Origin of the sequence: Flavobacterium sp. (assembly GCF_031423415.1) — a bacterium.
In the GTDB taxonomy this organism is placed as follows: domain Bacteria; phylum Bacteroidota; class Bacteroidia; order Flavobacteriales; family Flavobacteriaceae; genus Flavobacterium.
Window position 1 is genome coordinate 47,272 of the sequence record NZ_JANPFL010000129.1, and the last position, 13,901, is coordinate 61,172.

A 13,901-nucleotide genomic window follows, 5' to 3' on the forward strand; every position below is an offset into this window, starting at 1 on the left:
TTTAAAGCAAACAAAATGCAAATAATAAAAACAGCACTCTTATCATACGGAATGTCTGGAAAAGTTTTTCACGCTCCGTTTCTGGAACTTCATCCCGGTTTTGAACTCTTGGGTTCTTGGGAAAGAAGCAAAAAACTAATCCAACAAGATTATCCTGAAGTCAGAAGTTATCCAAGTTTGGAATCGATTTTGGAGGACAAAAGTATCGATTTGGTTATCGTCAACACGCCCATTGACACTCATTTTGAGTATGCCAAAAAAGTTTTGCTGGCTGGAAAACATGCCATTGTCGAAAAAGCATTTACATCAAACGTTGCCGAAGCAATGGAATTAACAGCTTTGGCCAAAGAAAAAGGGTTGAAATTGTCTGTTTTTCAAAACCGAAGATGGGACAGTGAATTCAAAACTGTGAAGAAAATTCTTGACGAGAAATTGTTGGGCGAAATCGTCGAAGCCGAGTTTCATTTTGACCGATACAATCCTGTTTTGAGTCCAAAAGTGCATAAGGAAACCGTCAATTCGGGTTCTGGAATTATGAAGGATTTGGGACCACATATTATTGACCAAGCTTTGTGTTTGTTTGGTTTGCCCAATGCCGTTTTTGCCGATATTCGAATCATAAGAGAAAACTCAGTAGTTGATGATTATCTGGATGTTTTATTGTATTATTCGGATTTTAGAGTGCGATTGAAAGCGGGGTTTTTAGTCAGAGAACCAAATCCTTCCTATGTGGTTCACGGCAAAAAAGGTTCTTTTTTAAAATCGCGTGGCGATGTACAGGAAGACGAATTGAAACTAGGTAAAAAACCCAATTTGACTAGTTGGGGAACTGAAAAAGAAGGCCGAGAAGGGCTTTTGCATACCGAAATTGACGGGAAAATTATCAGGGAAAAAGTACCAACGCTTCAAGGAAATTATTATGACTTTTTTGAAGGCGTTTATCAAGCCATTGCCAATGATCAATTGGAGCCGGTGACGGCTCAAAATGGTGTAAACGTGATGCGAATTATAGAAGCGGCTTTTCAAAGTAGCGCGCAAAAAAGAGTGATCGATTTATAAACAATAACGTTGTATTGTTCCGTTTAAAAAGGAAACGACAAACACAAACAGATTGATTTTGTATTTTTGCAGATTCAATTTTAAAATAAAACGATTTGCAGTATTTTAATTTTATCGGTATTTACAAAACGAAAGGCAAGTACAAGAAATCGTATCTAGACGCCAAACAATCGTATTTAAACCGAATTCGTTGGGGCGTTTCGATGTTTTATTTTGGGATGGGTTTATCTTTTGCCACTTGGGCAAGCCGAATTCCTACCATCAAAGCGGATTTGCAATTGAGTGATGGCGAACTAGGAACAATTTTATTTGCATTGCCAGTGGGTCAGTTGATCATGATGTTTTTTTCGGGCAAATTAGTGACTCGTTTTGGCAGTGATCGCGTTCTCCTTTTTGCAGCCTTACTATATGCTTTTAGTTTAACGAATATCGGTTTGGCTCAAAATGCCTGGCAATTGGCTCTTGCTTTAGTTGCTTTTGGCATCTTTGGCAACTTGACTAATATTTCAATCAACACGCAAGGAGTTTACACCGAAGGACTTTTCAGAAAAGCGATTATGTCTTCTTTTCACGGAATGTGGAGTTTGGCTGGGTTCACCGGAGCTTTAGTTGGACTAGGAATGTTGGCGCTAAATAGTACAACTTATATGCACTTTGTCATTGTGGCTTTCGTTGTTTTACTGTTGGTCACCATCAATTTCAAATATTTAATAAAAGCTAAAGAAAAAGTGCATCCTGAAAAGAAAAAAACATTCAGAAAACCCGATATGTCCTTGGTTTTATTAGGAGTTATTGGTTTTTGCAGTATGGCGAGCGAAGGAATTATGTTCGATTGGAGTGGTGTTTATTTCAAAGATATTGTAAAAGCTCCTGGCTCACTAATTGTTGTTGGTTATACCTCTTTTATGATAATGATGGCTAGCGGACGATTCTTTGGAGATCATTTAATCAACAAATTTGGGCGAAAAACCGTGATGCAAATCAGTGGAGTGATGATTTCTTTTGGTTTGTATATGGCGGTGATTTTCCCCTATATCATTCCGTGTACTATTGCTTTTATGATTGTAGGATTGGGCGTTTCTACCGTTATTCCAACGCTTTACAGTATTGCAGGAAAGCATCCAACAATTCCAACAGGAGAAGCACTAACGGCAGTTTCCAGTGTAAGTTTTCTGGGTTTTTTATTGGGTCCACCCGTTATTGGACATATTTCAGAACTATTTGGTTTACGATATTCATTCGCTTTTATCGGAATGTTCGGAATTTTGATTGCCTTCTTGGTCAAAAGAGTGAAGGCAATGGAATAGATTGCAACGCAATGTCCATAAGTCCCTCACAAATCATTAAATTTGCAACTTATTCAAAGACATGTTAGAAAAAGAAATAATAAATTTTGAAAAAACCGCCATTGTTGGCATTGTAACTCAAAACCAAAGTGAGGATAAACTCAAAGAATATCTAGACGAATTAGAGTTTTTGACTTTCACCGCAGGCGGAGAAGTGGTGAAACGTTTTTGGCAAAAAATGGATAAACCCAATCCCAAAACATTTTTAGGTACTGGGAAAATAGACGAAATCAATCTTTACGTCAAAGAAAATGATATTTCAAGTCTAGTATTCGATGATGAATTGACTCCTTCGCAACAAAAAAATATTTCCAAAATTATAGATTGTAAAATCCTCGATAGAACCAATCTTATCCTTGATATTTTTGCGCAAAGAGCTGAAACTTCCTATGCTAGAACGCAGGTAGAATTGGCGCAATGTATCTATTTGTTACCAAGATTATCGGGTCTTTGGACGCACTTAGAACGTCAAAAAGGGGGAATCGGGATGCGTGGACCGGGAGAAACGGAGATTGAAACCGATAGACGAATTGTTCGGGATCGAATTTCGTTATTGAAAGAAAAAATAAAAGCCATCGACAAACAAATGGGAACCCAAAGAGGCAATCGTGGCGCAATGGTTCGTGTGGCTTTAGTAGGGTATACCAATGTTGGAAAATCGACTTTGATGAATGCCATTGGGAAAAGCGATGTTTTTGTCGAGAACAAACTTTTTGCTACTTTGGACACCACGGTTCGAAAGGTGGTGATTAAAAACCTGCCTTTTTTGCTTTCGGACACGGTTGGATTTATTCGAAAACTGCCGACACAATTGGTCGATTCTTTCAAAAGTACGCTCGATGAGGTTCGCGAAGCGGATTTGTTATTGCACATTGTCGATATTTCGCATCCAGAATTCGAGGATCATATTGCCTCGGTAAACCAAACTTTATTGGATATCAAAGCGAACAACAAACCGGTGATTATGGTTTTCAATAAAATCGATGCTTTCAAGCATTTGACTATTGACGAGGATGATTTAATGACCGAAAAAACACCAAGACATTTCACGCTCGAAGAATGGAAAACCACTTGGATGCATCGTGTGGGCGAAGAAAACGCCTTGTTTATTTCGGCTACCCATAAAGAAAATTTCGAGGAATTCCGCGAACGAGTTTACGAAGCCGTTAGACAAATTCACATCACACGATTTCCTTACAACAAGTTTTTGTATCCTGATTACAAAGATGCTGTGGAGAAAGAAGAAAAAGAATAATTTTTACAAAAAAGCCTGCTCGGATGAACAGGCTTTTTTTGTTATATATTTAATCCCGCAGGAATACTTAATCCTTCACAAATTTACTCACAAACTTTTCCTCACCCGAAACAGCTTCTATAACGTACATTCCTTTGGCTAAATTACTTACGTTTACTTGGCTAGAATTATTTTGCTCTAAAACTTTCTTGCCTGTTAAATCGGTTATCGTGATTTTATCTGCCCTAACTTGATTAGGAAATTGAAGATTAATTTGATTTTTGGCAGGGTTAGGGTAAACCACTATGTTGTTTTTATCAAAACTAGCAATACTCAAGGTATTCGTGAAATTATAAACTCCAGTAGCAATATTAAAACTGACGTTATAAATACCTGTTGTAGGAATAGTAATATCTCCTTGTCCTCCCATCAATCCTTTGCCAGTAGGAAAAGGGTTGGTTGCTGCGGCTCCCCAATTAATTCTCCAGTCATGGTCAACTCTAAATTTGACTGCTTTTCCTGAGATTAGGCTTACATTATTAAGTGTATAAGTAGTGCCATCAAGGGTAGTCATATTCAAATCATTGGTGAAATTTCCGTTCAGGTAAGCATCACCTATTATTGATACTAATGGTGTTTTAAGAAAAATTCTTTGAATGGTTGGGGTATAGAGACTGTAATCAGCATTTGATGTTTCTCCAAATGTAAGCAGATAAGTTTCATTAGGCATTACCATAGACCAGTTTTCAGAATACGGGCTTTGCATATCCAATCTTTTAAAATCAAGTACGCCTGTAGTTCCAACTCTTGCGGAAAATAGAGAGGAAACTCCATTTGCGTCCATCGCAACACTTCCGCACAATAGTACTTTGTCGTCTGATTGCATCAGCATTTTATCAACATAGTTACCGCCAAAATCATAGGTGTAATTAAAAGAACCTGCTGTGCCATAAGAAGTGTCTACAGTTCCATTGGCATTGATGCGATTCAGTATGGCATTAGTTCCATTTTGAGGACCTGTGGTGTTAATATAAACAATTTTACCGTCAGATTGGGTTTTAGTTTGCCAAGCATCGCCTGGATTGGTGCCGGTATAATAACCGTTGGTGCCAAAAGTAGTATCACTATTTCCTAAACTATCAAATCTTCCTATAAATGGATAATTTACAGCATTAATCGTTTTATAGCCACACAAAACAATTTTACCATTCGCTTGAAAATTCATATGCCTATATTGAGAACTATAAAAACGACTATCGGTGGTTAAAAAAGGAAATTCACTATTATTAAAGGTAGCGTCTAATGTTCCATCGGCTAGATGATAGCGATTTAAATATTGATGTTTCGTGGTTGGATTGGTTTTTAAAGAATAGATATAATTTCCATTAATTTCGCCATAAAGTCCGATGAGTGTCCCGCCTGTTCCAAAACTAGTATCTAAAGTGCCGTTGGCTAAATATTTTCTAAAAAACAATACCGTAGCATTTGAAGCATCTTTGTAGGTGCCCCGAACAAAGAAACTTGAATTACCCGTAAATAAAACCTCAGAAACAGTTTGGATTGTAGTGCTTAAATCAGAAATTTCCAACACACCATTAGTGCCAAATGCAGTGCGTGGTTTTCCATAAAAGTCATAGCGCCCCACATATCCAACTGTTAAACTTGCGGTTTTCTTGTACTGCCCAGCAATTGCAATCTCTCCCGAATAGGCTTCAAAATCTATACAATAGGGATAAGAGTTTTTTTGTGCTGGGGCAAAAACGCTGCCTGAAGTTCCAAAATTTGTGTCTAAAGTACCTGCGGTTTGTGCCTGTATAGTAAGGTTAATTACCAATACAAATAAATAAAATAAAGTTTTTTTCATGGTTTTTTGCTTTTTGGTTTGCTTACTCTAATGAGGATTTTCGGCTGGCTCCTTTTGTTTAGTATTAATCCAGTTCGTCCCGATAGTTATCGGTATGAACCCTGACGGTTTAGCATTATTTACTCCTTTATAAATTTGGTTTGAAACAATTCTTTTCCTGAAATAGCTTGAATGATATACAAACCAATAGCAAGTTTTTCTACATTGACTTGAGTTGTATTTATAGTTTGTTCTAAGATTACTTTTCCTGTTAGGCCAGTTATCCTTATTTTATCTACTGCTACTTGATTTGGAAATTGTAGATTAATTTTATTTTTGGCAGGATTAGGATAAACCGCAATGCTGTTTTTATAAATATTATTTTTATTGGTACTTAATTCCTGTCCTTCAGCAAAGAGGTTGCTTCTCCATAATTCAAAACCATTTACACCATCATTTGCCGAAAAGAAAACACCGCTTCCCATTAAAGTCAGATTATTTGGGTTACTATTTGATAAACCTGGAAATATATCTTTCATTCTAACGGTACTTAATTCGGTACCATTAGTTTTCCAAAGTTCAGTACCTCCATCGTAACCACTTGCTCGAAAATAAGCGGTAGATCCATCTGAAACTATTTCTTCAGGTTTTGTAACATTTTTTAACAGTTTTGTTCCTATACTTGTACCATCTGTTATCCATAATCCGCGAGGATATGAATCATAACCGACACTAAAAATAACCTTACTTCCTAAACTCACAAAATTCTTTGGGTAATCACTGCGAGAATCAATCTCTGCAAACATTTTTGTACCCTTGGCTGTGCCATCACTTTTCCAAGGTTGTCCATAATATGTTCCATCGCTTGCCGAAAAATATAGCTCTCCATTAACGTTCGCTATATTTTCTGGATAACCGCTTCCATATCCTACCTCAATATCTACAACAAGCTCTGTTCCGCCAAGAGTTCCATCCGTTTTCCAGAGCTCATATCCGTGAATTCCATCATTTGCCGTAAAATAAATAGCACCATTAAACTCTGTTAAATATTGAGGGTCGGAACCTTCCGATCCCGGACGAATATCTTTTATCATAAATGTACCTTCTTTACTACCATCACTTACCCAAATTTCATGATTGCTTACCCCGTCATCTGCTACAAAAATTAATAAGTTGTTTAAGGCAATCGTTTTAGTTACTTCAAATTTTCCCCCATTTGAATAATAATTATCCACGTTTATAGTATGAACTTTAACTGTACCTTCTTTAGTACCATCACTCTTCCATAATTCACTACCTTGTGTAGTTCCTTTCATAAAATACAAAGTACCATTTACATTTACCATTAATCTATCTATACCAGGAAGTGAAGATGTTGAAAATGCTGCTACTTCTAAAGTGCCGCCTTCTGTGCCGTCCGACTTATAAAGTGAAGCTCCTTGAACAATGAAATAAGCCCAGCCATTTAATTCTATTAGATTAGAAATCCCACTGCTGTATGCGCCTATTAAAGGATTAGCGTTGGAACCAGGTGAAAGATCTTTTACTAAGTGAGTACCTCCAGGATCTCCATCACTTACCCATAGTTCACGTCCGTTTTCAACATTACTTGCAATAAAAAATAATTTTTGACCAATTAATGTCAATAAACTAGGAAAACTGCTTAAACTTTGATCGTTTATGTTTTTTATTAATGCAGGTGTTTGTTGTGCATTTACATTCCAACCCATAATGACTAATGCAAAAGCTAATAACGTAGTTTTATTTTTCATTATACTTATAATTTAAGTTTTACCTACTCTTGTTCAGAATTTTCGGCTGGCTTCTTTTATTTAGTATTAATCCAGTTCGTCCCGATAGTTATCGGGACGAACTAGGTTGTTTTTTTTTATTCCTTAATAAATTTTCTAGTTTCTTTGTTATCGCCCACAAGAATCTGTAAAACATACATTCCCTTGGCTAGGTTTTGAACATTGAGTTGGTTTGTCTTATTTTGCTCCAACACTTTTTTACCCATCAAATCACTTACTGTAATTTTATCAACTGTGGTATTCGATGCGGTTTTGATGTTTAGGAAATCCTTAGTTGGATTAGGATAGACCGTGATGACTTTGTCAGCGATTTCAACCTTTTCGATACCAAGCGTTATAGCACTTGTATAATTATAAAGGGTTCGGTCGGTAGAGGTGTAGGTAGTTGTTGCTGTATCATACAAATAACCAGTATACCCTAGTGCTTTATTGACAAATGGGGCATCTTCAAAAAGATAATCGAAACCTGTTTTGTCTTTGAATGGGTGTGCGAAACTCGACATCAGTTTAGCGGTGTCGTAGGTATATTCGTTTTTGCTTTGATAGGTGCTGCCATTGTATGAATTATACATTGTTTCTATGGTTTTGTTGCCCGTAGCATCCCATTCGTAGTCGGATTTATTGCCGTCTTGTACCCATAAATTATTGAAAACGTCCCAAGTGGCCGATTTTTGATTTAAGATTTTGTTGTTGGTCGTAAAGGTAAATACTGTTTTGGTTTCATTAACCCATTGTGTTCCATCCCATTTTTCAGTTACATCGGTAGTCACTCTATTATTGGCATTATAGGTCAGTGTTTCGCGGTATTCGTTGTCCCACTGCGTTCCTTTCCAGGTATAGGTCGACGCTGTTTGGGGAAAATTGTTGCCGTTGTAGGCTATTTCTGACTTAGTGCCTATGACCCAATTCAAATTGACCCAATCATAATTTTGTATTAAAGTAACTCTACCATTAGTGTAAGTAAATGTTTGTTTGAATGAATTTTCGAGCTGGTTGGTTGTGGTATTACTTGTTTGATAAATATTTTCTGTAACCTTATTACTAGCATTGTACGTGTAGAAATTTTTGTCGCCAATATTCCAAGAATTAGTACCATTATCCCAATTCAGAGAGGTTTCTAAGGTTAGATTGTTATTGCTATCGTATTCATAATTGCTTCCATTGCCATTTTGCCAATCGCCATTTCCCACGTTATATTGGACGACACTCGATAATAATTTGTTTTGTCCCTGTACCGTAATTGCAAAAACGATTAGTAGCAATGTTGTAATTTTCTTCATGGTATTTGTTTTTTGTCTTGCCTACTCTTGTTTAGGATTTTCGGCTGGCTCCTTTTTAAAAAATAACCTATTCAGTCCCGATAGCAATGGGGATGAGCCCTGACGGTTTAGCATTATTTACTCCTTGACAAATTTTGTTTGGAACTTTTCTTTTCCTGAAAAAACCTGTAAAAAATACATTCCCTTTGCTAGCTTCTCAATGTTTATTGATGTTGTATTTCCGGCACTCTCTACTATTTTTCTACCTGTTAAATCAGTGATTACTATGCCGTCTATTGTTGAATTGTCCTCCACGCTTAAAATAAGAATGGTAGATGTGGGGTTGGGATAAATGTTCACTTTTAATTTGTTACACCTTTCTTCATTTATCCCAAGAGCATTTCCGTTATAACTCCAAAGTTCTCGACCGTTTTGAAAATTAGCCGCACTAAAATACAAGTTGTCTTTATAAATATGCATTGCATAAGGAATGGAGCCGCTACTGCCTTCGAAAATGTTTTTTAACATAACTGTTCCTGCGGCACTACCATCACTTGTCCACAATTCTGTGCCATTTAGATTGTCAGTTGCTGTAAAATACAGTTTATCTTTAAAATTTATAAACGCATTAGGAAATGATGAATTTAATCCAGGATTTATATCTTTTATCATTATAGTTCCTGCGGTTGTACCATCGGTTTTCCATAGTTCAGCTCCACTAACACCATCGTCTGCTCTAAAATAGAGTTGATTTCCTAAGGTGGCTGTTGTAAAATCATCTGGCACCGTGTTAACGTAACCGCCTTTTGTTCCAATATTAATATCCTTTACAATTTCCGTTCCTGCGGTTGTACCGTCGGTTTTCCATAATTCAAAACCTAAAGTGCCGTTAGTAGCAAAAAAGAATAATTGACCATTAACATCCATTAACTTCTGTGGGAATCCATTATTTGTCGAACCTGCAAATATATCTTTTACCAGCATAGTCCCAAAATTTGTTCCATCCGTTTTCCAAAGTTCACGACCAGCAGTATTGCTGCGTGCAGAAAAAAACAATAAATTATTCGAAACAACAAATCCTTCTGGATAGCCAACTTTACTGGAGGGACTAACTAAAACTGTTCCTGCGGTAGATCCATCGGTTTTCCATAATGTTTCTCCAGTATTTGAGCCTGAAAATCCAGCACTAGCTTGAAAATATATTTCGTCATTAAAAACAGTAAAATTTTTAGGATTACCATTTGAACTTCCAGGATAAATATCTTTAACCATGGTCGTTCCATTTGCTGTACCGTCACTCTTCCAAAGTTCAACACCATTGACACCATCATCAGCGGTAAAATATAAATTTCCTTTCAAGGCGATAAAGTTTTGTGGATCGGATCCAAAAGTCCCAGGGTTAATCTCTTTAACCAGCATTGTTCCCTCTGGTGTACCATCGCTTTTCCATAATTCATAAGTATAATTATTTCCGTCTGTGCAGGCTCTAAAAAATAAGGTTCCATTTACATTTGTTAAATTTCTTATAAACGAAGTATTTGTGCCCGGTGCAATATCCTTAACAAGGACAGTTCCATTAGAAGTTCCATCACTTTTCCATAGTTCACTGCCTGCGCTAATAGACCCGTATCCGTCGAAAAAAAACAATCCATTTGAATTACAGAATGGGAAAGGGTAAACTCGAAAAGCATCTGTTGATCCCGGAAAAACATCTTTGAATAATTGTTGGCTATGAACAGTATTGACAACAAAATTTAAAAACAATAGTAGAAGTACTTTTTTTGATAACATTATTTCTATTTTTTAATAAATTTTCACATTTTTTTAAAAATCATAAAGAAAACTAGCCTTTTAATGCTCTTATCTTGAAGGTAAACGTTCCTGAAACAGGTTTGATAACGTCTGGTGTTGCTGGTAAATACATTTTCATTTCATACTTGCATTTTACCCTAAAAACATCATAATTAGCCTCGCTTGACAAATACTTAACTTCGATTACTTGATTGTACTCTGTGGCTGAAAAACCCTCAGAACTAACCAGTTTTTTTGACAAATCATCTAGACTGTTTTCGTTTAATGGTAACTTTTGCGAGAATTGAAACGGTACGTTATTGTCATAAATAGACATTACTTTATGTTTTTTTAAATATTTAGGATTGACAATTTTTGAACTGTATTTGGGATAGGTAAAGCAAAATGTTTCCTTGGTAGATGCCGATGTTGCCGATACACCATAAGTACTATCGTTATAAACCGTTGGAGTAAGATCTAATAGCGTACAATCGATGTTTCGCTCCCAATCAGGAGTTTTGAAAGCCAAGTGCAAATTATCAGAAACTGTTGTGGGATTTGTGGTATCATCCGTCGTTTCACCACCTGAACACGAAAACAATAACATTGTTGCCGAGATAATAGTAAACGTTGCTAAATAATTTTTCATGGTTTTTTGTTTTTGGTTTGCCTACTCTTATCAGGATTTTCGGCTGGCTCCTTTATTGGTTGTTGTAAGTTTTGAAAACTTTGCTTACAAAATGTTGTTTTTATATTTGCCTAATGTAGGTGTTATATTTAACTTAACTGTACATTGTTTTAAAGAATTCACTTTTTGTTTAACATTTTACAAGCAATTAACTATTTTGATACATTTTTAGTGAGATTAATTAAAAACGCTGTTGGCACAAACTGTCTTTATGATTCCCTTTAAGGCTGGTGAAGATATTAATTAAAAAAGGCCGCCAATAATGACGGCCTATTTAGTGGTAAAAATTAAAACTTAGTTACTATTTTTTTATTACTTTGATGGTTTTAGAGCTGTCTTTTGACGTTACTTCCACAAAATAAACCCCTCGTATCAAGTTTGTCATATCAACTTTAACTGAATCTTCATTCAATTTTTTGAAATATACTTGTCGTCCCAAAACATCAGTTACCTTAACACTTGTCAAACCATAAGAATAAGACAAATTCAATTCGTTACTAACAGGATTTGGATAATACGTAAAAGCATTTGCATCAAATTCATTAACGCTTAATGTGACTGTTACCTTCACTGCTATGCTGCTAGCGCTTTCGCAACCGTTTATGGTTTGTGTAGCGTAATAGGTAGTGTTATTAACTAAAACCGTTGTGTTTGGCAGTACGTTTGTTCTTGTACTAGCATCTGATGCTGATGCATACCATTTGATTCCTGAACCTGAAAGCACAATGGTGGTCAATGTTCCCGAAACAAATGTTTGCGTTTCAAGTCCTGTTGGTGCTGCGGTTGTGCCAACTATTACTGTTATTTTCGTTGGATTTCCATCACCACAGGTTGTCGCTTCATTCGAGGCAACAACAGTGTAAACTCCAGCATTAGTCGCCGAGACCGAATTGATGGTAATACTCTGGCCAGTAGCCGTAAAGTTGTTAGGACCCGTCCATTTGTAGGATGTCGCTCCAGTTACATTGCCTGCTGTCAGCTGCAGCGTATTGCCGGGGCATATTGTTGAACTACCTGTTATGGCAGGGGAACCCAATACATTTGAACAAATAGTAAACGTTCTTCGCTCTGCTAATCCCCATTTAGCTGCTTTGTTTTTAACTCTAATAAATACATTGTGAGTGCCCGTTTGCAATGGACTTGTTGCCAGACTAGGGATGTTTAAAGTCAATTCGTTTACGGCAGCTCCTGTATTGATTGCAGTACCAAGTCCTACTCCTGGATCAGTATTAAAGAAGTATTCTGCTGCAATAATAGGTTCTGCAACGGAACTTGCTACCGCTGGTTGTATGTACACCACTCTGCCTTCATACATACCCCATTTGCCCTTTGCATCTTTTGTTCTAACAAACAAATTATGAAATCCAGCAGACAATCCAGTTGTGGCAATAGGCTTGGTTACACTAATCGTATTTCCTGAACTAAATGAAGCTACTGCTGTTCCGCTGCCAACTCCTGGTTCGGTGTCAAAAAAGTATTCGGCAGCAACAACCGGCGAGCTGTTCAAAACTAAAGTTACTGGCTGAACATAAAAAACCCTACCCTCATACAACCCCCAAATACCATCCGCATTTTTTGAACGAATGAATAAGTTGTGAAATCCCGCAGTAAGTGTGGGTAAAGCAATATTGAATGTTTCAGAAACAGAAAGTCCTCCAGCTGTGTTCAAAGCTATCCCTTTACCAACTCCTGGATCGGTATCGATGAAATATTCTACAGCAGCAATGGGGCTTGTTGCTAATTTTACAACATTATTTTTACAATCGGTTTGATTAATTCTAATGTCGATTCCGTTGTCATTACCAATCAACGCTGGATTACTGCTCACCACACGAATGCGATAGCCCGTTCCTGCTGGTGTTGTTAGCGGTAAAATGGCATAGATACTTGTGTTTAAAGGCGATTCCAGCGTTCCAATGTTTAATGGACTGTTAAAAGAACCCGAAGCGTTTGATAATTGAGCTGTAAATGCATTGGCGTCATCATACTTTCCAGTTATAGCAAAATCAACTGTAACCACCGCACCGCCACAAAAATTTTCTCCTTTTACAACGGCGCTGCCTAATGTAGTTGCTGCTGTTATGCCAATTTTTGCAAGAAACGGGTTGAAATTTACTCCATTTAAAGTGGTTGTGCCAAAAGTGGCATTGGTAGAATAATACCCGTTAATATAACAATTTCCAGCGGCATCTACTCCAATCTTGCTACCCGCATCCTGACCACTTTCTCCTGCTTGTTGCAACCAAACGACACTTCCTTTGTTGTCATACTTGGCTACAAATACATCGCTTATACCACTACTGGTATTGCTGATGTTCAAGGTAGAAAAATCGGTATTGTGCTGAAATCTACCTGTTACAAAACAGTTTCCTTGAGCGTCTAAAGCAATTCCATCGCCGTAATCGGCATCTGCACCACTACCATTTTGGGTCCATACTACAACTCCAGCAGCATTGTATTTAGTGCTAAAAATGCTATAGTTTGTTACATCTACATAAGCGCCAGTAACATAGCTGTTTCCAACTCCATCTACAACAATATCATTTCCAAAAGAGTATTCGGGTCTGTTTTTTTGCCATACCAAATTACCTGATGGATCGCATTTACGAACAAAAGCAGATCCGCTTGAAGTAGTCGTTCTATCAAATCCAGTCATGTAAGAATTTCCAAAATTATCAACAGCTATAGCTCGTACCCCGTTTTCATTTGTTGAAATACTACTCGTGCCCCCATCTCGTTTTGTCCATTGAACCGCCCCTGCCGAATTGTATTTAGCATAAAAAATTTGAAGGTAGGCATAATTTTGAAAAAAAGAATAGCCGCCAATATAACAATTTCCAGAGGCATCTACTGCAATACTATTTCCCTGA

9 protein-coding genes are annotated in these 13,901 nt (G+C 37.0%); 3 read left to right on the plus strand and 6 right to left on the minus strand.

The features are described 5' to 3' along the window. Positions 1–15 precede the first annotated feature (15 nt). From RMO83_RS11915 to hflX, 3 genes are all read left to right on the plus strand, one after another. Complete coding sequence (locus RMO83_RS11915) at positions 16–1,059, plus strand: Gfo/Idh/MocA family oxidoreductase (protein ID WP_310559918.1); 1,044 nt, start codon at positions 16–18, stop codon at positions 1,057–1,059. 95 nt (positions 1,060–1,154) lie between these two features. Next, positions 1,155–2,366: an MFS transporter gene (locus RMO83_RS11920; RefSeq protein WP_310559919.1), complete on the plus strand. Its 1,212-nt coding sequence runs from the start codon at positions 1,155–1,157 to the stop codon at positions 2,364–2,366. Between the two features lie 61 nt (positions 2,367–2,427). Beyond that, positions 2,428–3,660 (plus strand): GTPase HflX, encoded by a 1,233-nt coding sequence (gene hflX, locus RMO83_RS11925; RefSeq protein ID WP_310559920.1) that lies wholly within the window; start codon positions 2,428–2,430, stop codon positions 3,658–3,660. Between the two features lie 67 nt (positions 3,661–3,727). Here hflX and RMO83_RS11930 read toward each other — a convergent pair whose 3' ends face one another. From RMO83_RS11930 to RMO83_RS11955, 6 genes are all read right to left on the minus strand, one after another. Further along, complete coding sequence (locus tag RMO83_RS11930; RefSeq protein WP_310559921.1) at positions 3,728–5,503, minus strand: T9SS type A sorting domain-containing protein; 1,776 nt, start codon at positions 5,501–5,503, stop codon at positions 3,728–3,730. Positions 5,504–5,622: 119 nt separating this feature from the next. Beyond that, positions 5,623–7,212: an ELWxxDGT repeat protein gene (locus RMO83_RS11935; RefSeq protein ID WP_310559922.1), complete on the minus strand. Its 1,590-nt coding sequence runs from the start codon at positions 7,210–7,212 to the stop codon at positions 5,623–5,625. 158 nt (positions 7,213–7,370) lie between these two features. Further along, positions 7,371–8,573 (minus strand): T9SS type A sorting domain-containing protein, encoded by a 1,203-nt coding sequence (locus RMO83_RS11940; protein ID WP_310559923.1) that lies wholly within the window; start codon positions 8,571–8,573, stop codon positions 7,371–7,373. A 117-nt stretch (positions 8,574–8,690) separates the two neighbouring features. Next, positions 8,691–10,343 carry an ELWxxDGT repeat protein gene (locus RMO83_RS11945; RefSeq protein WP_310559924.1) on the minus strand — a complete coding sequence of 551 codons (1,653 nt, stop codon included), beginning with the start codon at positions 10,341–10,343 and terminating at the stop codon, positions 8,691–8,693. A 52-nt stretch (positions 10,344–10,395) separates the two neighbouring features. Further along, complete coding sequence (locus RMO83_RS11950) at positions 10,396–10,992, minus strand: hypothetical protein (RefSeq protein ID WP_310559925.1); 597 nt, start codon at positions 10,990–10,992, stop codon at positions 10,396–10,398. Between the two features lie 340 nt (positions 10,993–11,332). After that, on the minus strand, positions 11,333–13,901 hold a 2,569-nt coding region (locus RMO83_RS11955; protein WP_310559926.1), incomplete at its 5' end, for a T9SS type A sorting domain-containing protein.